This is a genomic window from Pseudomonas sp. 2FG, assembly GCF_005502935.1.
Lineage (GTDB): Bacteria > Pseudomonadota > Gammaproteobacteria > Pseudomonadales > Pseudomonadaceae > Aquipseudomonas.
The window spans coordinates 239,688-262,342 of the sequence record NZ_SCMP01000004.1 but is presented as its reverse complement, the minus strand read 5'-3'; the positions used below and the strand labels follow the sequence as shown (position 1 = coordinate 262,342).

Genomic DNA, 22,655 nt, shown 5'->3' with positions numbered 1-22,655 from the left:
GGGCGGCGAGCGGGTCGCCAGGCGCGTGCTTGAAGGTGGATGGCTTGGGCTTGGGCTTGGGCACGAACGAAGATCCTGCGGTAACGGCTTGAATTGGGCAGGTGGCGCGCCGCCGACCTTGAGTCGGGCGCACGCGGGTCGGCTAGCATGCCCATAACCCTGGCGAAGTGCCAGTTGGCCCGACGAGCGTCGGTTTGCCCTGTGGGGCACATTCCGGTAGCTTTGCCGCACGCGCGCGGGAGCGCCGGCCTCCGGCAGTCAATGGCTCGTCGAGGCGGGTCTCGGCGAAGCTTGGCTCGCGCCCTGGTCATTCAATGTCTGTCACAGAAGCTAGGTTCCTCATGGCTCAATACGTCTACACCATGCATCGGCTGGGCAAAGTTGTGCCGCCGAAGCGGGAAATCCTCAAGAATATCTCCCTGTCCTTCTTCCCCGGCGCCAAGATCGGCGTGCTTGGCCTGAACGGCTCGGGCAAGTCCACCCTGCTGAAAATCATGGCGGGCGTCGATACCGAATTTAACGGTGAGGCGCGGCCGATGCCGGACCTCAACATCGGTTACCTGCCGCAGGAACCGCTGCTGGACCCGGCAAAGACCGTGCGTGAAGTGGTCGAAGAGGCCGTCAGCGTGATCAAGAACGCCCAGGCGCGCCTGGACGAGGTCTACGCCGCGTATGCCGAGCCGGATGCCGACTTCGATGCGCTGGCCGCCGAGCAAGGCAAGCTCGAAGCCATTTTGCAGGCCGCCGACGGTCATAACCTCGAGCGCCAGCTGGAAGTCGCCGCCGACGCGCTGCGTCTGCCGGCCTGGGATGCCAAGGTAGTGCACCTTTCCGGCGGTGAAAAACGCCGCGTCGCGCTGTGCCGCCTGCTGCTGTCCGCTCCGGACATGCTGCTGCTGGACGAACCGACCAACCACCTGGACGCCGACTCGGTGGCCTGGCTGGAGCACTTCCTCCACGACTTCCCCGGCACCGTGGTGGCGATCACCCACGACCGTTATTTCCTCGACAACGTCGCCGGCTGGATTCTCGAACTCGACCGCGGCGCCGGCATTCCTTACGAGGGCAACTACTCCGGCTGGCTGGAGGCCAAGTCCGACCGTCTGGCTCAGGAGTCCAAGCAGCAGTCGGCTCACGAAAAGGCGATGAAAGAAGAGCTGGAGTGGGTGCGTAAAGGCGCCAAGGCGCGGCAGTCGAAATCCAAGGCACGTCTGCAACGCTTCGAGGAAATGCAGTCGCAGGAATTCCAGAAGCGCAGCGAAACCAACGAGATCTACATCCCGGCGGGGCCGCGCCTGGGCGACAAAGTCATCGACTTGCACAATGTCTGCAAGGGTTACGGCGACCAGGGGTTGATCGACAACCTGTCGTTCAGCATGCCCAAAGGCGCCATAGTCGGCGTGATCGGCGGTAACGGTGCGGGTAAATCCACTTTGTTCCGCATGCTGATGGGCAAGGAAACGCCGGACGCCGGCAGCATCGAAATCGGCGAAACCGTCAAGCTGGCCTGCGTCGACCAGAGTCGCGACGACCTCGACGGTGGCAAGACCGTGTGGGAAATGATCTCCAATGGCTCCGATGTGATCCGCATCGGCAACTACGAGATTCCCTCGCGGACCTACGTCGGCCGCTTCAACTTCAAGGGCGGCGACCAGCAGAAGTTCGTCAAGGACCTTTCCGGTGGTGAGCGTGGCCGCTTGCACCTGGCGCTGACCTTGAAAGAGGGCGCCAACGTGCTGCTGCTCGACGAACCGTCCAACGACCTCGACGTGGAAACCCTGCGTTCGCTGGAAGAAGCCTTGCTCGACTTCCCCGGCGCGGCGATTGTGATCTCCCACGATCGCTGGTTCCTCGACCGGGTGGCCACCCACATCCTGGCCTACGAAGACGACTCGCAAGCGGTGTTCTTCGAAGGCAACTACAGCGAATACGAAGCCGATCGACGCAAACGCCTCGGCGAAGCCGCCGCTCAGCCGCACCGGGTACGGCACAAGAAGCTCGCGTAGTAAGCGCCAGTGGCATAAAAAACGGAGCCTGCGGGCTCCGTTTTTTATGCCTGCGTTTCTATGGTGAGTTGTAGGGATAACACTTCATCTATCCAGCGAACGGAGATGCGTAGGGTGGGCAATGCTTTTTTTGCCCACCAAGTGGCGTTCGGCGCTGCAAAGGTGGATGGGTAAAGCGCCATCCCCCCTACCACTGCTAATAGTGATACCACTTCAGTTCCAGTTGGATTTCATTTTCCGGCGCGCTCAGTTGGCTGAATTCACGCTGGGCGGAGAGGCGCAGGCCGAGGTTGCGCGACACTTCCCACTGCTGGTTGAGGCTGAGTGTGCGGCGTACCTCGCCGTTGTAGAAGTAATCGCCGGCGGCCTCCAGGCTCAGGTTGCCCAGCGGGTTGTGCCAGAGCAGACCGGTATTGAAGCCGGCGGCGGGGGCGATAAAGCTGGCGAAGTCGCTGTTGTTCTCGATCCGCAGCGTGCCCAAGGCAAAGCCCAGCAGCTCATCGTTCAGTTGCCAGGTGCCGCCGGCGCCGCCATTCAGGTGCGTGACCAGGCGCTCGTCGCCGTCGGCGCCGAGGACTCGCTCCAGGCCGCTGGCGACTTGCCAGGACCAGGGCTTGAGCAGCTGATTGCGCGGCGTCAGTGAGCGGATGGTGGCCAGGTCCAGGCGTTGCAGTTGCCAGTGATCGCCCTCGTACTGGCGCAACTTGAGCTGCAGGATCTCGATCTGCGCGCCCAGCGGGAAGCCGTACAGGTTGTCGTTCAGGTCGTGATAGGCCATGCGCAGGCCGTACTCGGCGAAGGCGCGGTCATCACGGCTGCCGGCGCCCAGTTGCCAGGTGCGCGATTGATGGCCGTCTTCCGGCAGGCCGGGGCGTTGCACTTCAAGCGCGGGTGGCGGGTTCTGGTTGATCGACTGCAACAGGGCGAAGCTGCGCTGGGCGCTTGCACTGTCCCGCGCCTCGCCAGTGGCGCGATAGCGCGTCAGACGAAACGCGGCGTCCTGAATCAGCGCCCGGCGCGCTTTCGGCAAGCGTTGCAGCGCGGGGTTGTTCAGCTGGTTCTGCCCATCGGCGAGCACCAGCACCCAAGCCTGTTCCTCCGTGTCGAGGGGGGTGGCGCGGGCCAGCAGCTCGTGTTCTCGGGACGGGCGATAGTCGATGCGTTCCACCAGGCCGGCGTTTTTCACCGCACGCACGGTGTCGGTGGGGATGGCGGTGAGCGGGAATTGCTCGGTGAGTTCGAGGCCCGGGCGGGCAACTTCCAGCAGCTCCAGCAGGCGGTAGGAGCAGTTCTCGTCGAAGAAGAAGTAGTCGAACTGGATCTGTTTCAGCTCCCAGACATGCTCGACCATCCGTGCGGTTTCCTCCTGCGTCAGGTTCAGCCGGTATTCCCACAGGTCGCGGTTTTCCAGGCTGCGGTATTCGCCGAGCTTCTCGCGATAGGGCAGCAGGGCGAACAGCCCCGGGTAGCCGCCCATCAGGCCTTTCCAGGCATAGAGGAGGCTGTTGTCCATGCCCTCGATAAAGGCGCCGAAGTTCAGCGCATAGCTGAGCAGGGCGGTGTTGTCGCTCTCGACGTCGGCCTGGTCGATGCGCAGCAAGGTGTGGCCGAACATCGACGAGGGGCTGTTCAGGTAGGCCGCGGGGAAGATCAGCACGCTGCTGTGCGGGGCGATGTCCTTGAACCAGGCCGTGAACTCGCTGCAGGCGGCTTGCGGCAGATCGCGCAGTTGCAGCCGTTCGCGCAGCCAGCGGGTGCGTGCGGGGTAAACGCATTGGGCGTGTTTATCGCCACTGTCAGCGGGGGCGTACAGGGCTTTGAACGTGGCGGCCAACTCCGCTGCTGGGTCGCTGTCGCCCTTGGGCGCGAGGAAGAACTGTTCGTCATCGACATAACTGCGCCAGCCGCCGAGCTTGCCGGTTTCATAGTGGCCGAGGGCGATCCAGTATGGATCGGCGGCCAGGGCGCTCAGGCGTTCATCGGCTAGGGGCGGGGCGGCCTGCAGAGAGGTGCCGGTGCATAGGGCCAGAGAGAATAAAATCCGTTTCAACATTGCTGTTCTTCTTCTAAGGCAATGCGCGGAGCTTTGAGGATGCCCTGTGTGGGTGTCAAGACAGCCGAGTACAGGCAATCGCGCAAGTTTTTTCTGCGCCCCGTGCAGGCTGTGCGGCAGCGTCCACACTTAGATAAGGCTTTGCTTTAGGAGTGTGCACCATGACTGCCTTCGACCCTCGGGCCGCACTAGACGCTATGCTCGCTGAGAATGGTGCGCGGGCGAATGCCATCCGCGAAGACTTGGCCCGTAGCCACTCGCCGGATTTCGCCGAACAGGCCCTCCAGCGGCAGAATGACGAAGTGCTGGAGGCCTTGCTGGCCGAGAGCGAGGCGGCTTTACGGCTGGCGGGTTTGGCCAAGCTACGGCTGGCGGAAGGTACTTATGGTTACTGTCTGCGCTGCGGCGAGCCCATTCAGCCGGCACGCTTGGCCATTATGCCGGCTGCCGAGTACTGCCTGGCCTGTGCTGATCTGGGTAATTGAAGCCGCTCACTGTGAACGCCTTGCCAGGTGTAATCGGCCAGCGCCAGAATGCGACCATCTCCCGCGGTTTTGCCCCGCCCGATGTAAGGACTCCCGATGCCTGATCCCGTTGCTGCCGGCCTGCGCCTGGCGCCCGATGCACTGACTCGTCCCTTCGATGCCAGCCAGTTCAACTTCACCGTCACCGATGATCTGGAGCCCTTCCGCGGCGTGCTCGGCCAGGAACGTGCGGTAGAAGCCCTGCAGTTTGGCGTGGCGATGCCGCGCCCCGGTTACAACGTGTTTGTCATGGGCGAGCCGGGCACCGGCCGTTTCTCCTTCGTGAAGCGTTACCTCAAGGCCGAGGCCAAGCGCCTGGAAACGCCGGCGGACTGGGTCTACGTCAATCATTTCGACGAGCCGCGCGAGCCGCGTGCGCTGGAGCTGCCGCCGGGCACCGCGAGCGCCTTTATCAGCGATATCGAGGTGCTGATCGACAACCTGCTGGCGACCTTCCCGGCGGTGTTCGAGCACCCGGCCTATCAGCAGAAGAAAAGCGCCATCGACCGCGCGTTCAACCAGCGTTACGACCGTGCGCTGGATGTGATCGAGCGGCTCTCGCTGGAAAAGGAAATCGCCCTCTTCCGCGACAACAGCAACATCGCCTTCACGCCGATGAAAGACGGCAAGGCGCTGGACGAGGCCGAGTTCGCGCAACTGCCAGAGGCCGAGCGTGACCGCTACCACGCCGATATTTCGGCGCTGGAGGAGCGCCTCAACGAAGAGCTGGCCAGCTTGCCGCAATGGAAGCGCGAGTCGAGCAATCAGCTGCGTCACTTGAACGAGGAAACCATCACCATCGCCCTGCAGCCGCTGCTCGCGCCGCTGTCGGAGAAATACGCGGAAAACGCCGGGGTCTGCGCCTACCTGCAAGCCGTGCAGGTCAATCTGCTGAAAACCGTGGTCGAGCAGTTGGTGGATGAAAACAAGCTCGATGCGCAAGCCCGCAAGTTGCTGGAAGAGCAGTACAGCCCCAGCCTGGTGGTCGGCCATCACGTCAGCGGCGGCGCGCCGGTGGTGTTCGAGTCGCACCCGACCTACGACAACCTGTTCGGCCGCATCGAGCACAGCACCGACCAGGGCGCGCTCTACACCAGCTATCGGCAGTTGCGGCCGGGGGCGTTACACCGAGCCAACGGCGGCTTCCTGGTTCTGGAGGCGGAGAAGATGCTTGGCGAGCCGTTTGTCTGGGATGCGCTGAAGCGCGCCCTGCATGCGCGCAAGTTGAAGATGGAATCGCCGCTCGGCGAACTGGGGCGTTTGGCGACGGTCACCCTGACCCCGCAAGTGATTCCGCTGCAGATCAAGGTCATCATCATCGGCTCGCGCCAGCTGTATTACGCCCTGCAGGACCATGATCCGGACTTCCAGGAGATGTTCCGCGTGCTGGTGGATTTCGATGAAGACATCCCGCTGGCCGACGACAGCCTGGAGCAGTTTGCGCAACTGATGAAGACCCGCACCTCGGAAGAAGGCATGGCGCCGCTGACGTCTGGCGCGGTGGCGCGGCTGGCGACCTACAGCGCGCGCCTGGCCGAGCACCAGGGGCGTTTGTCGGCGCGTATCGGCGATCTGTTCCAGCTGGTCAGCGAAGCCGATTTTATCCGCCAGTTGGCCAACGATACGGTGACCGACGCCGGGCATATCGAGCGGGCATTGAAGGCCAAGGCCACGCGCACCGGGCGGGTCTCGGCGCGGATTCTCGATGACATGCTGGCCGGCATCATCCTGATCGACACCGCCGGTGCCGCGGTCGGCAAGTGCAACGGCCTGACGGTATTGGAGGTCGGCGATTCGGCCTTCGGGGTACCGGCGCGGATTTCCGCCACGGTGTATCCGGGCAGCAGTGGCATCGTCGACATCGAGCGCGAAGTCAATCTCGGCCAGCCGATCCACTCCAAGGGCGTGATGATCCTCACAGGCTACCTCGGCAGCCGTTACGCCCAGGCGTTTCCCCTGGCGATTTCCGCCAGCATCGCCCTGGAGCAGTCCTACGGCTATGTCGACGGCGACAGTGCCTCGCTGGGTGAGGTCTGCACGCTGATCTCTGCGCTATCGCGTACACCCTTGAAGCAGTGCTACGCCATCACCGGCTCGATCAACCAGTTCGGTGAGGTGCAGGCGGTCGGTGGGGTCAACGAGAAGATCGAAGGCTTCTTCCGGCTCTGCGAGGCGCGCGGCCTGACCGGCGAGCAGGGCGTGATCATCCCGCACGCCAACGTCGCCACCTTGATGCTCGATGAGCGCGTGCTGCAGGCGGTGCGTGCCGGCCTGTTCAATGTCTACGCGGTGCGCCAGGTCGACGAGGCGCTTGGCTTGCTGGTGGGCGAGGCCGTCGGTACGCCGGATGCCGACGGCCAGTTTCCCGAGGGTAGCGTTAATGCGCGGGTGGTCGAGCGACTGCGTGAGATCGCCGAACTGGAGCTGGGGGACGACGAGAAAGACGCGGAAGAGGACAAGCCCAAGAGCCCGGTGCCGGCAGATAAACTGCAGGACAGCAAAGCCGCAGGATGAGGCTTGTGGCGCGCGATGAGCTGGCTGGCTGCTCAGTGGCTGGTCAGTCATTGAGCAGGTTGGCGCCAGCCACGGCGGCTGGCATCTAGCCCGGCTTTCCCACGTGTCGTCCACAGAGTTATCCACAGCAAACGGGGATAACCGCAGACTTCCCTGAACCGCCTGGCGGGGTGTAGTCTGAAGGCCAGACCTCGGGAGGGCCGCCGATATGCCGCGCAGCCTCTGCCTTACCCGCCAATGCCTGGGACTGACCACACGCATCGAGTGTGTGATTCGCCCTCTGGCTGGCGAAAATGGACTCTGGACTCTCCTTTGCGCCGCCGGGATGGCCGGCGCTCAGCCCTCTGCGATTAAGGCGCAAGGCCCGTTCCACGGGCCTTTTGTGGCAGAGTCGGTACTCTCTGCAATCGCCGAAAACCTCGCAGTGCTGGGCTATGTCGAAGCCTGCGACCCCTCTATCTGGTGTTTGCATATGCAGGCCGAATTGCGCCGGTTGAACGCTGAGCGCGGCCGTCATTTGGGCGACTATCAGTTCCGCCCGGAGACCTGAACGCCAGCATTGCTCGGTTTTTGAGCAATCCTCGCCAGCCTGCGCACCAGGGCCTGTGGCGCGCTCTATCCTGAGCCCTTCCACAAGGTTATCCACAGCGGCCGTGGATAACCGGAAAAGGCATTCATCGATCCATTTGCTGCGGGTGTTTATGGACGCGCAGAGAATCGAGAATGACAAGATCATGTGGTCCGTGATTCTGCACATGACCTTCGTGATCTCCGCCTTCGCCATGGGCTATCTGGACAAGCGACCAAGCACGACCACTGAGCCTCACCGTCGCCCCTGCAAGCCGCCCGGCCGTGGTGAAACGGACGGGCGGTTGCGTTGTCGCCTTGTGCTTCTTGGCCGTTCTGCAAAGACTTTAGTTGTATAGCTTTTGCACAAGTTGAGCGCGCGAGGTGCTGCCATGAACCTGCACGACCTTTCTACCCATGCCCGCGCTGGGCATATCGACGAGTTGAACCTGATCTCCATCGAGGGGGGCAACTACTACCTGCTGGAAGCGCGGGTGGGCGGTCGGCCCTTCACGCTGAAAGATGGGCAGGGCCACATCCTGCACCTGCGTTCGGTGGAGCATGCCCGCGAGTTGCTGCACCCATTGCCGCAGCTACCAGCGTTCCATCTGGTGCAGGCTGAGGTGCATGACGAAATGTGCGGTATGCCCGAAGGTTCCCAGAAGATTCCGGGGCCGACCCCATCTCGCTGAACTCCATCAGGGCGTCGTGCTGGCCGGGCCTGGGCAGGGCGCGCGGCCGGAATTTCGCGAGGAAAAGCACCGACCGCTAGCGGGCTCGGCTGTGAGCCCGGCTGCGCCAGCGGCCGTCGCAGTGGTGGGGCGGCAGGGGCATCTGTGCTAGGCTGGCCGACCTTTTTTTTGCCTCAGCGGAGCCCTGCCATGTCCGAACTCAACCTCTCTACTGACGAAACCCGCGTCAGCTACGGCATCGGCCGTCAGCTGGGTGACCAATTGCGCGACAACCCGCCGCCGGGCGTGAGCCTGGACGCCATTCTGGTGGGGCTGACCGACGCTTTCCGTGGCCACGCCAGCCGGGTTGGTCAGGATGAAATGTCCGCCAGCTTCAAGGTGATCCGCGAAATTATGCAAGCCGAGGCACAAGCTAAGGCTGAAGCCGCGGCTGGCGCAGGCCTGACCTTCCTGGCTGAAAACGCCAAGCGTGCCGGTATCACTCAACTGGCTTCCGGCCTGCAGTACGAAGTGCTCAGTGCTGGCGAAGGCGCCAAGCCGTCCCGCGAAGACAGCGTGCGTACTCACTACCACGGCACCCTGATCGACGGCACGGTATTCGACAGCTCCTATGAGCGTGGCCAGCCGGCGGAGTTTCCGGTGGGTGGCGTGATCGCTGGTTGGACCGAGGCGTTGCAACTGATGCCGGCAGGCAGCAAGTGGCGCCTGTACGTACCGAGCGAGCTGGCCTACGGTGGCCAAGCCGTCGGCAGCATCCCGCCGCACAGCGTGCTGGTGTTTGACGTCGAGCTGCTGGAAATCCTCTAAGGCTTCAGCGCCGCCGTAGCAAAAAGGCCGAGAGTGCGTGAGCAGTCTCGGCCTTTTTGCCTTCTGGGCTGTGGCTCAGTGCGCCTCGCCAGCCGGGCGCAAGGCACGGGCGTAGCTGAACAGGAACAGGCTGCGCACCAACTCCTTGAGCACCAGCGGCTCGCTGGAGTTCAGGCCGATCAGATCCAGATCGCCCTGTTCGCGCAGTTCATCGAGCGCCTCCTCTTCCAGCATGGCGCAGACTTCACCGGTGTCGCGATGGAGGATGCGCAGGTAAGGATGCGGGCGGTCCAGCCAAGCGTCGATCAAATAGGTCATGGCTCATCTCCTTTTCTTGAGTTGATGAGAATAGTTCCTATTAAATTAATAGCAAGCCGTAATTGGCTCTTTCTGGCGGGACATGAAAAAGCCCGTCGGCGGGACGGGCTTTGCGAAGCTTTCGAGCCCTCAGTGGGTGCGGGCCACGGCGAACCGGCTCAGCTCGACCAGGGCGTCGCGATATTCGCTGGCAGGCAGGGCGTCCAGGCAGGCGATGGCACGTGCGGCATAGTCACGGGCTTGCTGGGCGGTATAGTCCAGGGCGCCAGCGGCCTCGACGGCGGCACGGATGCTTTCCAGATCCTCGAGGCCGCCTTGCTGAATGGCCTTGCGCACCAGGGCGGCTTGCTCTGCGCTGCCTTCGCGCATGGTGTAGATCAGCGGCAGCGTCGGTTTGCCTTCGGCCAAATCGTCGCCGACGTTTTTGCCCAGGGTGTCGGCATCGCCACGGTAGTCGAGTAGGTCGTCGACCAACTGGAAAGCCACGCCGAGGTGGTCGCCAAAGGTGCGCAGCGCTTCGGTCTGCTCGACAGACGCGCCGACCAGGGCCGCGGCGCTGTGGGTGGAGGCCTCGAAGAGCATCGCGGTCTTGCCGCGGATGACTTCCATATAGGTCTCTTCGCTGGTGCTGGCGTCGCGAATCTTCGACAGTTGCAGCACTTCGCCCTCGGCAATCACGCGGGTGGCCCGGGACAGGATCTGCATCACCGGCAGGGAGCCGAGCTCGACCAGCATTTCGAAGGAGCGTGAATAGAGGAAGTCACCGACCAGTACGCTCGGTGCGTTGCCCCAGAGTGCATTGGCCGTCGAGCGACCACGGCGCATGCCGGACATGTCGACGACGTCGTCATGCAGCAGGGTCGCGGTATGCAGGAACTCGATGGTGGCGGCCAGCAGTCGCAGATCGTCGCCGTGGCGGCCCAGGGCTTTGCCGCAGAGCAACACCAGCAGCGGGCGCAGGCGTTTGCCTCCCGCGGAGATGATGTAGTCACCGATTTTTTCCACCAGCGGAACGCGGGAAACCAGTTGCCGCCTGATGATCTCATCGACAGCGGTAAAATCGTCCGCTACCACGCGGTAGAAGGCCTGTGGTTGCATCAGTGACAAGTGCTCCTCGAAGGTTGCGCGGCATGCTAGGGGGCAGGGTGGAGGCTGTCAAGGCAAGTGCCGGCGGTGCTTGCGGAGCGTGCGCGGCTTGCGTACAATCGCGGCCCCTGAACTTCCCTGGGCAGCACCTGCCTTACGCAATTGCAAGGGCGTCCTTCCGGCCCCGAGCAGCCATGCCAGCCGACGACTATTCCTATAAAGCGCTGGGTGAGCAGGATTTAACGGAGCAAAATTATGTACGCAGTAATTGTTACCGGTGGCAAGCAATACAAGGTCACCGAAGGCGAATTCCTCAAGATCGAAAAGCTCGAAGTCGCCACTGGCGAAGCCGTGACTTTTGATCGTGTTCTGCTGATCGGCAATGGCGACGACGTTCAAATCGGCGCTCCGGTTGTTGAAGGCGCTAAAGTTGTGGCTGAAGTGATTGCACAAGGCCGCCACGATAAAGTGACCATCATCAAGTTCCGCCGTCGCAAGCACCACATGAAGCGTCAAGGTCACCGTCAGTGGTACACCGAGATCAAAATCACCGGCATTCAGGCCTGATTCGTTTCGGCCTAATACCTTATTTGGAGTATTGACTCATGGCACACAAAAAAGCTGGCGGTTCTACCCGTAACGGTCGCGACTCAGAATCTAAACGCCTTGGCGTGAAGATGTACGGCGGCCAGGCTATCAAGGCAGGCAACATCATCGTGCGTCAGCGCGGCACCCAGTTCCACGCCGGTTATGGCGTTGGCATGGGTAAAGATCACACCCTGTTCGCGAAAGTGGAAGGCGTGATCAAGTTTGAAGTTAAAGGCGCCTTCGGTCGTCGCTACGTGAGCGTCATCGCGGCCTGATCGCGACGTTGCTGGAAAAGCCCTGTCTCGCGACGGGGCTTTTTTGTTTCTGTATCCTTGAGGCTTTTGCAAAATTGTCTGGGTGCTGTTGCCCCTCCTGGCGTTGCTTGTAGGTGCTTAAGCGGGGCTGTTTGGCTAAATTTTGCAAAAGTCTTATGTTCCTTGTGTTATCTAGCCCGCTATTGCGGCGGGAGGCGTACCGATGAAATTCGTCGATGAAGTATCGATTTTTGTAAAAGCGGGTGATGGTGGTAACGGTTGCATGAGCTTCCGTCGTGAGAAGTTCATCGAGAATGGTGGGCCGAACGGCGGCGACGGCGGTGACGGCGGCTCCATCTATATGGTGGCCGACGGCAATCTGAATACCTTGGTCGATTACCGCTACACCCGGCGTTTCGATGCCGAGCGTGGCTCCAACGGTGGCAGTGCCGATTGCACTGGGCGCAAGGGTGAGGATTCGGTGCTGCGTGTGCCGGTCGGCACCACGGTGATCGATGCCGGCACCCAGGAAATCATCGGTGACCTGACCAAGGACGGTCAGCGGCTGCTGGTGGCGCATGGTGGCTGGCACGGCCTGGGGAACACCCGGTTCAAATCCAGTACCAACCGTGCTCCACGCCAGACCACGCTCGGCAAGCCGGGTGAGTCGCGCGATCTCAAGCTGGAATTGAAGGTGCTGGCGGATGTCGGCCTGCTCGGTTTGCCGAATGCCGGCAAGAGCACGTTCATTCGCTCGGTGTCCGCGGCCAAGCCGAAAGTGGCGGATTACCCGTTCACCACGCTGGTGCCGAACCTGGGCGTGGTCAGTGTCGACCGCTATAAAAGCTTCGTGGTCGCGGATATTCCCGGTCTGATCGAAGGTGCTTCCGATGGTGCGGGCCTGGGGATTCGCTTCCTCAAGCACCTGGCGCGTACGCGTCTGCTGCTGCATCTGGTGGACATGGCGCCGCTGGATCTGACCGATCCGGCCGACGCGGCCGAGACCATTGTCAATGAATTGACCAAGTTCAGCCCGTCGCTGGCCGAGCGTGATCGCTGGCTGGTGCTGAACAAGTCCGATCAGATCCTCGAAGAAGAACAAGAGGCGCGGGTCAAGGAGATTACCGAGCGTCTGGAGTGGACCGGGCCGGTGTATGTGATTTCCGCCATCGGTAGCGAAGGTACCGAGAAGCTCTGCTATGACATCATGCGCTACCTGGAAGAGCGTACCCTGCGCCTTGCGGAAGAGCCGCAATACGCCGAAGAACTGGCTGAGCTGGATCAGCGCATCGAAGACGAAGCGCGTGCCCAGTTGCAGGCGCTGGATGATCAGCGTGCGCTGCGTCGGGCCGGGGTGAAGAGCGTCGATGATCTCGGCGATGATGACTTCGATGACGAAGAAGATGACGATGATGGCCCGGAAATTATCTACGTCCGGGATTGAGTGAAACCACAACGCCGCTGAATAGCGGCGTTGTGCTGACTAATCGCAAGGGTGGCGCCGGGCTGGTCGCGTCGCTCGCTGACCAAGGTTGGACGATGATGCGGGACAAGGTGACGGGCGCACGGCGCTGGGTGGTGAAAATCGGCAGTGCGCTGCTGACGGCTGATGGGCGCGGCCTGGATCGGGCGGCCATGGCGGTGTGGGTCGAGCAGATGGTCGCGCTGCGCGAGGCGGGCGTAGAGCTGGTGCTGGTGTCCTCCGGGGCGGTGGCGGCCGGTATGAGTCGGCTGGGCTGGAGTTCGCGCCCCAGCGCCATCCATGAGTTGCAGGCGGCGGCAGCGGTGGGGCAGATGGGGTTGGTGCAGGCTTGGGAGTCCAGTTTTGCCCAGCATGGTCGGCATACCGCGCAGATATTGCTGACCCATGACGATCTGTCCGATCGCAAGCGTTACCTGAATGCGCGCAGCACCTTGCGCACCCTGGTCGAGCTCGGTGCGATTCCGGTGATCAACGAGAATGACACTGTGGTCACCGACGAGATCCGTTTCGGCGACAACGATACCCTGGCCGCGCTGGTGGCCAACCTGGTTGAGGCTGACCTGCTGGTTATCCTCACCGACCGCGATGGCATGTTCGATGCCGATCCGCGGCACAATCCCGATGCCCAATTGATCCACGAAGCCCGTGCGGACGATCCGGCGCTGGATGCGGTGGCGGGCGGCACGGGCGGCGCGTTGGGGCGTGGCGGCATGCAGACCAAGCTGCGCGCGGCGCGGCTGGCGGCGCGTTCCGGGGCGCACACGATTATCGTTGGTGGTGGCATCGAGCGCGTATTGGCCCGACTTAAGGCGGGCGAGCGTCTCGGTACGCTGCTGACGCCGGAGCGCGGCTTGCTGGCGGCGCGCAAGCAGTGGCTGGCCGGGCATCTGCAGACGCGCGGCACCCTGGTGTTGGATGCGGGGGCGGTGAAGGCCTTGCAGCAAGGGCACAAGAGCCTGTTGCCGGTTGGGGTGAAGGCCGTGCAGGGCGGCTTCCGCCGCGGCGAAATGGTGGTGTGCGTCGGACCAGATGGGCGCGAAGTGGCGCGCGGCCTGGCGAACTACAGCGCGGCCGAGGCGCAGAAAATCGTCGGCCAGCCGTCGGATGCTATCGAAAAACTGCTGGGTTACGTCGATGAGCCGGAGCTGGTGCATCGCGACAATTTGATTCTGGTATGAGTGAGTCTGCCTGCGGGCGGCAAGGAGTTTGCTGATGCGAATAGCTAATGGATTGCTGGGTGCGCTGCTGGTGTTGCCGCTGCTGTCGTCTGGGGTGAGTGCGGAGGAGGTCGGTCAGGTCTCCACGGTGTTCAAGTGGGTGGGGCCGAACGACAAGATCGTCGTCGAGGCGTTTGACGATCCCAAGGTCGAAGGCGTGACCTGTTACCTGTCGCGGGCCAAGACCGGCGGCGTCAAGGGTGGCTTGGGTCTGGCAGAGGATCGGGCCGAGGCTTCGATCGCCTGTCGTCAGGTCGGGGCGATTCGCTTCGTCTCTGAGTTGAAAGAGGGTGAAGTGGTATTCCAGGAGCGCACCTCCCTGGTGTTCAAGACCATGCAGGTGGTGCGGTTCTTCGATCGTAAGCGCAATACCCTGGTCTATCTGGTCTACAGCGACCGGGTGATCGAGGGTAGTCCGCAGAATGCGGTGACTGCGATCCCGATCCTGCCCTGGCCGGAAAAGTCTTAAGCGCCAATCGCTAACCCGGATCTTGGTCCGGGTTCTTGCTTTTCTCCAGGCAATAAAAAACCGACCATCAGGTCGGTTTTTTTAGTGCGTCAGACTTAAGCTGCAGCAGCTTCGCCGAGTGCCTTGATGTGGGCATTCAGGCGGCCTTTGTGACGTGCTGCTTTGTTCTTGTGGATGATGCCTTTGTCGGCCATACGGTCGATTACTGGCACAGCCAAAGTGTAGGCGGTCTGGGCAAGTTCGAGGTCTTTGGCGTCGATAGCCTTGACCACGTTCTTGATGTAGGTACGAACCATGGAGCGCAGGCTGGCGTTATGGCTACGACGCTTCTCAGCCTGTTTAGCGCGTTTTTTGGCAGAAGGTGTATTGGCCACCGTCGAGCTCCTCGAAAACTTTGGGGAATGACTTAACAAATAAGGCCGCGAATCATGCCGATGTGTTCTGCCCTTGTCAAGTGTGGTTCGGCTGTCTGACGGAGGGCGGGCGACGGGCGAGGTTGGGATGAGGGCGTGATTTATTTATGTCTGGGTTCTACACTCGCCGGCTTTGGCTTGGCGTTAATGGCCAGCTCAAGTATTGACGCAAGGCCGGAGCGGCCCACGCGGCTGAGCCTGAGTGTCGTAGCACCTAATCGAGCGGTAGAAATCTAGCCCTATGAATTTACTCAAGTCGCTGGCCGCGGTCAGCTCCATGACGATGCTTTCCCGTGTGCTGGGTTTTGTCCGGGATACCATAGTGGCGCGGATTTTTGGCGCTGGCGTGGCCACGGACGCTTTTTTTGTCGCCTTCAAGCTGCCCAACCTGCTGCGGCGGATTTTTGCCGAGGGCGCATTCTCGCAGGCGTTCGTACCGATTCTGGCGGAATACAAAAGCCAGCAGGGCGAGGAGGCGACCCGTACCTTCATTGCCTATGTGTCGGGCTTGCTCACCTTGGTGTTGGCGCTAGTCACCGTGCTGGGGATGCTGGCGGCGCCCTGGGTTATCTGGGTGACTGCGCCCGGCTTTACCACTACTCCGGAAAAGTTCGAGCTGACCTCGGCGCTGCTGCGCGTGACCTTCCCTTATATATTGCTGATCTCGCTCGCCTCGTTGGCCGGCGCGATACTCAATACCTGGAACCGCTTCTCGGTGCCGGCCTTCGTGCCGACTTTGCTCAACATCAGCATGATTGGCTTCGCTTTGTTCCTTACGCCCTATTTCGACCCGCCGGTGATGGCGCTGGGCTGGGCGGTGCTGGTTGGTGGCTTCTTGCAGCTGGTTTACCAACTGCCGCATCTGAAGAAGATCGGCATGCTGGTGCTGCCGCGCCTTAATCTGCGGGATCGCGGCGTCTGGCGGGTGTTAAAACAGATGGGGCCGGCCATTCTGGGGGTGTCGGTGAGTCAGATCTCGCTGATCATCAACACCATCTTCGCCTCGTTTCTGGCGGCGGGTTCGGTCTCCTGGATGTATTACGCCGATCGCCTGATGGAGCTGCCTGCAGGGGTTCTGGGGGTGGCGCTGGGGACGATTTTGTTGCCGGCGCTGTCGAGAACCTATGCGGGTAACGACACGCATGAATATTCGCGCCTGCTGGACTGGGGGCTGCGGCTCTGTTTATTGCTGGCGCTGCCTTGTGCCTTGGCGCTGGCGATTCTCTCGGAGCCGCTGACGGTCTCACTCTTTCAGTACGGCAAATTCACCGCCCTCGATGCGGAAATGACCCAGCGCGCGTTGATCGCCTACTCGGTAGGTTTGTTGGGGATCATTCTGGTCAAGGTGCTGGCTCCGGGGTTTTACGCCCGGCAAAACATCCGCACCCCGGTCAAAATTGCACTGTTTACCCTGGTCGTCACCCAGTTGATGAATCTGGCCTTTGTCTTTCCGCTGCGTCACGCCGGGCTGGCCCTGGCCATCGGTCTGGGCGCCTGTATCAATGCCGGTCTGCTGTATTGGCAGTTGCGCAAGCAGCAGCTGTTCGAGCCGCAACCTGGCTGGGGGACGTTTTTAGCTAAGTTGATTGCCGCCGTGTTGGTCATGTCGGCAGTGTTGTTGGGTGTCATGCACTTTATGCCGGCCTGGGAGCAGGGTGACATGCTGGCGCGGTTCATCCGCTTGGGAATTCTCGTCGTTGCCGGGGTCGTCGCCTATTTCGGCATGCTGGCGTTGCTGGGGTTCCGCTTGAAAGACTTTGCCCGAAGGGCGGCGTTGTAATTCGGGGCGGCTGGCGCTCGCGGATACCGGCTCTCGCTTTTTCGCCCCAGGCGTCCGTCGCTCCTGCTAGGCCTGTCGCCTGTTGTCTGGCGCCGGGTGTGCGTATAATCGACCACTTTGTGAGCAAGAAGCGTCCTATGCAGCTGGTTCGAGGCCTCCACAACTTGCGGCCCCAGCATCGGGGCTGTGTTGCCACCATCGGCAATTTTGACGGCGTGCACCGCGGCCATCAGGCCATCCTGGCGCGTCTGCGCGAGCGCGCGGTCGAGTTGGGCGTGCCCAGCTGTGTGGTGATTTTTGAGCCACAGCCCCGTGAGTACTTCGCCCCTGACCTGGCGCCGGCGCGTTTGGCGCGTCTGCGTGACAAGTTGGCGCTGTTCGCCGCCGAAGGGGTCGACCGGGTGCTGTGTCTGTCGTTCAACCCTCGCCTGCGCGAGTTGAGTGCCGCCGAGTTCGTCCACGCCGTGTTGGTGGAAGGGCTTGGCGTGCAGCATCTGGAGGTCGGTGACGATTTCCGCTTCGGTTGTGATCGTGCGGGTGATTTTGAGTTTTTGCTGCAAGCCGGTGCGGCCGAGGGGTTCAGCGTGGAAGCGGCGGCGACCGTCGAGGTCGATGGGCAGCGGGTCAGCAGTACGCGGGTGCGTGAGGCGCTGGCAGCGGCGGATTTTCCGCTGGCGGAGCGCTTGCTGGGGCGGCCATTCCAGATCGTCGGACGGGTGTTGCATGGGCAAAAGCTCGGCCGCCAGTTGGGTACGCCAACGGCGAACGTGCAACTCAAGCGCCGTCGGGTGCCGCTGACCGGGGTTTATCTGGTCAGCACCGAGCTGGACGGGCAGCGCTGTCCGGGTGTCGCGAATATCGGCGTGCGGCCCACGGTGGAGGGCGACGGTCGTGCCCATCTGGAAGTGCATTTATTAGATTTTTCCGGTGATATTTATGGCCGGCGTTTGACGGTGGCATTCCACCATAAGCTGCGTGATGAGCAGCGTTTCGCCTCCCTGGAGGCGCTGAAGTCGGCGATAGACGCGGATGTCGCCGCCGCCCGTGCCCATTGGCAGGGCCAACCGCTTAAGTGAAGAGCCTGAGATGACCGACTACAAAGCCACGCTAAACCTCCCGGACACCGCCTTCCCGATGAAGGCCGGCCTGCCGCAGCGCGAGCCGCAAATCCTGCAGAGCTGGGACAGCATTGGCCTGTACCAGAAACTGCGGGAGCTTGGTAAGGATCGTCCGAAGTTCGTGCTGCACGATGGTCCGCCCTACGCCAATGGCAATATTCACATCGGTCATGCGGTCAACAAGATTCTCAAGGACATCATCACCCGTTCGAAAACCCTGTCGGGCTTCGATGCGCCGTACGTGCCGGGTTGGGATTGCCACGGCTTGCCGATCGAGCACAAAGTCGAAGTGACCCACGGCAAGCACCTGTCCGCGGACAAGACCCGCGAACTGTGCCGTGCCTACGCGAGCGAGCAGATCGAGGGGCAGAAAGCCGACTTCATCCGCCTGGGTGTGCTGGGTGACTGGAGCAACCCTTACAAAACCATGGACTTCACCAACGAGGCCGGTGAGATCCGGGCCCTGGCGGAAATGGTCAAGGGCGGTTTCGTCTTCAAGGGTTTGAAACCGGTGAACTGGTGCTTCGACTGTGGCTCGGCCTTGGCTGAAGCAGAGGTCGAGTACGCCGACAAGAAGTCCGCGACCATCGATGTGGCCTTCCCGTGCGCCGATGACGCCAAGCTGGCCGCCGCTTTTGGCCTGGCCGCGCTGCCTAAGCCGGCATCCATCGTGATCTGGACCACCACGCCCTGGACCATCCCGGCCAACCAGGCGCTGAACCTGCACCCGGAGTTCGACTATGCCTTGGTGGATGTGGGCGACAAGCTGCTACTGCTGGCTGAGGAGCTGGTCGAATCCTGCCTGCAGCGTTACCAGCTGGAAGGTTCGGTGCTCGCCACCGCGAAAGGCGAAGCCCTGGAACTGATCAACTTCAGCCACCCCTTCTACGAGCGCCTGTCGCCGGTTTACCTGGCGGAATACGTCGAGTTGGGCGCAGGCACTGGCGTGGTCCATTCCTCGCCTGCCTACGGTGAGGACGACTTCCACACCTGTAAGCGCTACGGCATGGTCAACGACGACATCTTCAACCCGGTGCAAAGCAACGGTGTGTATGTCGAGTCGCTGCCGTTCTTCGGTGGCCAGTTCATCTGGAAGGCCAACCCGAACATCGTCGACAAACTCGCCGAAGTGGGCAGCCTGCTGCACACCGAAACCATCAGCCACAGCTATATGCACTGCTGGCGCCACAAGACTCCGCTGATCTACCGCGCCACGGCGCAGTGGTTCGTCGGCATGGACAAGCAACCGACCGCAGGCGCCACCCTGCGTGAGCGGGCGCTGACCGGCATCGAGCAAACCGATTTCGTACCGGCCTGGGGCCAGGCGCGCCTGCACGGCATGATCGCCGGCCGGCCGGACTGGTGCATTTCGCGCCAACGTAACTGGGGCGTGCCGATCCCGTTCTTCCTGCATAAGGAAAGCGGCGATCTGCATCCGGATACCGTCGAGCTGATGGAGAAGGTCGCCCAGCGCGTGGAGCGGGATGGCATCGAGGCCTGGTTCAAGCTGGATGCGGCCGAACTGCTCGGTGCCGAGGCCGCCCACTACGACAAGATCAGCGACACCCTGGACGTCTGGTTCGATTCCGGTACCACCCATTGGCACGTGCTGCGCGGCTCGCACGCGCTGGGCCACGAGAGTGGGCCGCGTGCGGACCTGTACCTGGAAGGTTCGGACCAGCACCGTGGCTGGTTCCATTCGTCCCTGCTCACCGGTTGTGCCATCGACGGCCACGCGCCTTATCGCGAACTGCTCACCCACGGGTTCACCGTCGATGAGAACGGTCGCAAGATGTCCAAGTCGATGGGCAACGTGATCGCGCCGCAGCAAGTCACCGACACCTTGGGTGCCGACATCTTGCGCCTGTGGGTTTCCGCGACCGACTACTCCGGGGAGATGGCGGTCTCGCAGCAGATCCTGCAGCGCAGCGCCGATGCCTACCGGCGTATCCGCAACACCGCACGCTTCCTGCTCTCCAACCTGAGCGGCTTCGATCCGGCTCAGCACCTGCTGCCGGCCGAAGACATGCTGGCGCTGGATCGCTGGGCGGTGGATCGCGCCCTGCTGCTGCAACGCGAGCTGGAAGAGGCTTACGGCGAGTACCGCTTCTGGAACGTTTACCAGAAGGTGCACAATTTCTGCGTCCAGGAATTGGGCGGTTTCTACCTCGACATCATCAAGGACCGCCAGTACACCACCGCGGCGGATAGCACCGCACGGCGTTCCTGCCAGACGGCGCTGTTCCATATCGCCGAAGCACTGGTGCGCTGGATTGCGCCGATCCTGTCCTTTACTGCCGATGAACTCTGGCAGTACCTGCCGGGCGCGCGTAATGAGTCGGTGATGCTGAATACCTGGTACCAGGGCTTGAGCGAGCTGCCGGAAGGTATCGCGCTGGACCGGGCGTTCTGGGAGCGGGTCATGGCCGTTAAAGTGGCGGTGAACAAGGAGCTGGAAAACCTCCGCGCGGCTAAAGCCATAGGTGGCAACCTGCAGGCCGAAGTCACGCTGTATGCCGAAGAGGCGTTGGTCGCCGACCTGGCCAAACTCGGCAACGAGCTGCGCTTCGTGCTGATCACCTCGACGGCCAGTGTTGCGCCGCTGCCGAGTGCGCCGGCTGACGCGGTGGAGACCGAGGTTTCCGGCCTCAAGCTCAAGGTGGTGAAATCCAGCCACGCCAAGTGCGGCCGCTGCTGGCATCACCGTGAGGATGTCGGGGTCAACCCGGAGCATCCGGAAATCTGCGGTCGCTGCGTCGACAACATCGGCGGTGCCGGTGAGGTGCGTCACTATGCCTGAGGCTAGCCGTTTCGGACGCTTGGCCTGGCTGTGGCTGAGCGTGCTGGTGTTCGTGCTGGATCAGGCGAGCAAGTTCTATTTCGAGGGCGCCTTGACCCTGCACCAGCAAATCGTGGTGATCCCGGATTACTTCAGCTGGACGCTGGCGTACAACACCGGCGCGGCGTTCAGCTTCCTGGCGGACAGCTCGGGCTGGCAGCGCTGGCTGTTCGCGCTGATCGCCCTAGGTGTCAGTGCGGTTCTGGTGGTCTGGCTCAAGCGCCTGAAGGTCGAAGAAACCTGGCTGGCCATCGCCCTGGCGTTGGTGCTGGGCGGTGCGCTGGGCAATCTGTATGACCGCGTCATGCTCGGCCATGTGGTCGATTTCATCCTGGTGCATTGGCAGAACCGCTGGTACTTCCCGGCGTTCAACATCGCCGATAGCGCAATCACGCTCGGCGCCATCCTGCTGGCCCTGGATATGTTCAAAACTAAGAAATCCGGAGAACCCGCCCATGACTGAGACTCTCGTCACTGAGCAGCGTATTGGTCCGGACAAGGAAGTTACCCTGCACTTCGCCCTGAACCTCGACTCGGGCGAAGTCGTGGACAGTACCTTTGATAAGCAACCCGCCACCTTCAGGGTCGGCGACGGCAACCTGCTGCCGGGTTTCGAGGCCGCCTTGTTCGGTCTCAAGGCGGGCGACAAACGCACCCTGCAGGTCGAGCCGGAGCGCGGCTTTGGCCAGCTCAACCCACAGAATGTGCAGGTGATGCCGCGCGCGCAGTTTCAGGATATGGAGCTGTCCGAAGGCTTGCTGGTGATCTTCAATGACGCCGCGAACACCGAGTTGCCAGGCGTGGTCAAAGCTTTCGATGCTGCCCAGGTGACCATCGACTTCAATCACCCGCTGGCCGGCAAGACCCTGAGTTTTCAGGTTGAGATCATCGAGGTCAAACCGGTCTAACTTTCCTTCTCCCTTCGGGAGCAAGTGGCCCGTAGGGGCGGATGAGGGAAACACCCATGCAAATCAAACTCGCCAACCCCCGTGGCTTCTGTGCCGGGGTCGACCGCGCGATCGAAATCGTCAACCGCGCCCTGGAAGTCTTCGGTCCGCCGATCTACGTGCGCCATGAAGTGGTGCACAACAAGTTCGTGGTCGAGGATCTGCGTGCGCGTGGCGCCGTGTTCGTCGAAGAGCTGGAGCAGGTGCCGGACAACGTCATCGTCATCTTCAGCGCCCATGGCGTGTCCCAGGCGGTGCGCCAGGAAGCCGAGCAGCGTGGCCTCAAGGTATTCGATGCCACCTGCCCGCTGGTGACTAAGGTGCATATCGAGGTGGCTCGCTACAGCCGCGACGGCCGTGAATGCATCCTCATCGGCCACGCCGGCCATCCCGAAGTGGAAGGCACCATGGGTCAGTACGATGCCGGCAACGGCGGCGCCATCTACCTGGTGGAAGACGAGGCGGATGTCGAGCGCTTACAGGTGCGCAATCCTGAGACCTTGGCCTTCGTCACCCAGACCACCTTGTCGATGGATGACACCAGCCGCGTCATCGACGCCCTGCGCAGCAAGTTCCCCAGCATCGGCGGCCCACGCAAGGACGACATCTGCTACGCCACCCAGAACCGCCAGGATGCGGTCAAACAGCTGGCAGCGGAGTGTGATGTGGTGCTGGTGGTGGGTAGCCCGAACAGCTCCAACTCCAATCGCCTGCGCGAGCTTTCCGAGCGTCTGGGGACGCCGGCCTATCTGATCGATGGCGCCGAGGATTTGCAGCGCAGCTGGTTCGACGATTGCCAGAGTATTGGTATCACCGCCGGCGCCTCGGCCCCCGAGGTGCTGGTGCGCGGCGTGGTGGAGCGCTTGCGTGAGTGGGGGGCGATTGGTGCGGAGGAACTGGATGGGCGGCCGGAGAATGTGACCTTCTCGATGCCGAAGGAGTTGCGGGTCAAGGCGTTGTAGAAATGCGAGTCGGATAAA

21 protein-coding genes and 1 pseudogene are annotated in these 22,655 nt (G+C 62.1%); 18 read left to right on the top strand and 4 right to left on the bottom strand.

The features are described 5' to 3' along the window. The first annotated feature begins 341 nt into the window (after positions 1-341). Positions 342-2,006, top strand: a complete 1,665-nt coding sequence (gene ettA / locus FFS13_RS06340) for an energy-dependent translational throttle protein EttA (protein ID WP_137818254.1) — start codon at positions 342-344, stop codon at positions 2,004-2,006. A 196-nt stretch (positions 2,007-2,202) separates the two neighbouring features. On the opposite strand, the gene FFS13_RS06335 is transcribed toward ettA, so the two are convergent. After that, positions 2,203-4,059 (bottom strand): DUF4105 domain-containing protein, encoded by a 1,857-nt coding sequence (locus FFS13_RS06335; RefSeq protein WP_137818253.1) that lies wholly within the window; start codon positions 4,057-4,059, stop codon positions 2,203-2,205. Positions 4,060-4,220: 161 nt separating this feature from the next. Here FFS13_RS06335 and FFS13_RS06330 point away from each other — a divergent pair, with 161 nt between their 5' ends. From FFS13_RS06330 to FFS13_RS06310, 6 genes and pseudogenes are all read left to right on the top strand, one after another. Further along, positions 4,221-4,544 carry a TraR/DksA family transcriptional regulator gene (locus tag FFS13_RS06330; RefSeq protein WP_119952349.1) on the top strand — a complete coding sequence of 108 codons (324 nt, stop codon included), beginning with the start codon at positions 4,221-4,223 and terminating at the stop codon, positions 4,542-4,544. Positions 4,545-4,640: 96 nt separating this feature from the next. After that, positions 4,641-7,097: a Lon protease family protein gene (locus FFS13_RS06325; RefSeq protein WP_137818252.1), complete on the top strand. Its 2,457-nt coding sequence runs from the start codon at positions 4,641-4,643 to the stop codon at positions 7,095-7,097. A 208-nt stretch (positions 7,098-7,305) separates the two neighbouring features. Then, on the top strand, positions 7,306-7,647 hold the full coding sequence (locus tag FFS13_RS06320; protein ID WP_137818251.1) for a hypothetical protein: 342 nt from the start codon (positions 7,306-7,308) through the stop codon (positions 7,645-7,647). Positions 7,648-7,771: 124 nt separating this feature from the next. After that, a pseudogene (locus FFS13_RS20010) lies at positions 7,772-7,897 on the top strand (hypothetical protein); the annotation flags it as partial. Between the two features lie 159 nt (positions 7,898-8,056). Further along, positions 8,057-8,356 carry a DUF6482 family protein gene (locus tag FFS13_RS06315; RefSeq protein WP_137818250.1) on the top strand — a complete coding sequence of 100 codons (300 nt, stop codon included), beginning with the start codon at positions 8,057-8,059 and terminating at the stop codon, positions 8,354-8,356. Positions 8,357-8,545: 189 nt separating this feature from the next. After that, a complete protein-coding gene (locus FFS13_RS06310; protein ID WP_137818249.1) occupies positions 8,546-9,163 on the top strand; it encodes an FKBP-type peptidyl-prolyl cis-trans isomerase in 618 nt (205 codons plus the stop codon). Between the two features lie 75 nt (positions 9,164-9,238). Here FFS13_RS06310 and FFS13_RS06305 read toward each other — a convergent pair whose 3' ends face one another. Continuing rightward, entirely contained in the window at positions 9,239-9,481 is a 243-nt protein-coding gene (locus FFS13_RS06305) for a hypothetical protein (RefSeq protein WP_137818248.1), read from the bottom strand. Positions 9,482-9,610: 129 nt separating this feature from the next. After that, a complete protein-coding gene (locus FFS13_RS06300) occupies positions 9,611-10,579 on the bottom strand; it encodes a polyprenyl synthetase family protein (RefSeq protein WP_137818247.1) in 969 nt (322 codons plus the stop codon). Between the two features lie 243 nt (positions 10,580-10,822). Here FFS13_RS06300 and rplU point away from each other — a divergent pair, with 243 nt between their 5' ends. From rplU to FFS13_RS06275, 5 genes are all read left to right on the top strand, one after another. Then, positions 10,823-11,134 carry a 50S ribosomal protein L21 gene (rplU, locus tag FFS13_RS06295; RefSeq protein ID WP_137818246.1) on the top strand — a complete coding sequence of 104 codons (312 nt, stop codon included), beginning with the start codon at positions 10,823-10,825 and terminating at the stop codon, positions 11,132-11,134. A gap of 38 nt (positions 11,135-11,172) precedes the next feature. Next, a complete protein-coding gene (gene rpmA / locus FFS13_RS06290; protein ID WP_122450171.1) occupies positions 11,173-11,430 on the top strand; it encodes a 50S ribosomal protein L27 in 258 nt (85 codons plus the stop codon). A 202-nt stretch (positions 11,431-11,632) separates the two neighbouring features. After that, a complete protein-coding gene (gene cgtA, locus FFS13_RS06285; protein WP_137818245.1) occupies positions 11,633-12,853 on the top strand; it encodes an Obg family GTPase CgtA in 1,221 nt (406 codons plus the stop codon). Between the two features lie 98 nt (positions 12,854-12,951). Next, complete coding sequence (gene proB / locus FFS13_RS06280) at positions 12,952-14,070, top strand: glutamate 5-kinase (RefSeq protein ID WP_137818305.1); 1,119 nt, start codon at positions 12,952-12,954, stop codon at positions 14,068-14,070. 34 nt (positions 14,071-14,104) lie between these two features. Continuing rightward, complete coding sequence (locus FFS13_RS06275; protein ID WP_137818244.1) at positions 14,105-14,578, top strand: CreA family protein; 474 nt, start codon at positions 14,105-14,107, stop codon at positions 14,576-14,578. Between the two features lie 95 nt (positions 14,579-14,673). Here the strand turns inward: FFS13_RS06275 and rpsT are convergent, their stop codons facing one another. Continuing rightward, the gene (gene rpsT, locus FFS13_RS06270) at positions 14,674-14,952 is read right to left on the bottom strand and encodes a 30S ribosomal protein S20 (RefSeq protein ID WP_119952336.1); all 279 of its coding nucleotides are present in this window, start codon (positions 14,950-14,952) and stop codon (positions 14,674-14,676) included. A 280-nt stretch (positions 14,953-15,232) separates the two neighbouring features. Between rpsT and murJ the strand changes: the two genes are divergently transcribed. From murJ to ispH, 6 genes are all read left to right on the top strand, one after another. After that, positions 15,233-16,771, top strand: a complete 1,539-nt coding sequence (gene murJ / locus FFS13_RS06265) for a murein biosynthesis integral membrane protein MurJ (RefSeq protein ID WP_137818243.1) — start codon at positions 15,233-15,235, stop codon at positions 16,769-16,771. A 137-nt stretch (positions 16,772-16,908) separates the two neighbouring features. Continuing rightward, positions 16,909-17,847 carry a bifunctional riboflavin kinase/FAD synthetase gene (gene ribF / locus FFS13_RS06260; protein ID WP_137818242.1) on the top strand — a complete coding sequence of 313 codons (939 nt, stop codon included), beginning with the start codon at positions 16,909-16,911 and terminating at the stop codon, positions 17,845-17,847. 10 nt (positions 17,848-17,857) lie between these two features. Continuing rightward, complete coding sequence (ileS, locus tag FFS13_RS06255; RefSeq protein ID WP_137818241.1) at positions 17,858-20,689, top strand: isoleucine--tRNA ligase; 2,832 nt, start codon at positions 17,858-17,860, stop codon at positions 20,687-20,689. Continuing rightward, complete coding sequence (gene lspA / locus FFS13_RS06250) at positions 20,682-21,191, top strand: signal peptidase II (RefSeq protein WP_137818240.1); 510 nt, start codon at positions 20,682-20,684, stop codon at positions 21,189-21,191. Before ileS ends, lspA begins: the two co-directional genes overlap by 8 nt. Beyond that, positions 21,184-21,636, top strand: a complete 453-nt coding sequence (locus FFS13_RS06245) for a peptidylprolyl isomerase (protein ID WP_137818239.1) — start codon at positions 21,184-21,186, stop codon at positions 21,634-21,636. Before lspA ends, FFS13_RS06245 begins: the two co-directional genes overlap by 8 nt. 56 nt (positions 21,637-21,692) lie before the next feature. Continuing rightward, positions 21,693-22,637, top strand: coding sequence for a 4-hydroxy-3-methylbut-2-enyl diphosphate reductase (gene ispH / locus FFS13_RS06240; RefSeq protein WP_137818238.1), 945 nt, complete (start codon positions 21,693-21,695; stop codon positions 22,635-22,637). The last annotated feature ends 18 nt before the right edge of the window (positions 22,638-22,655 follow it).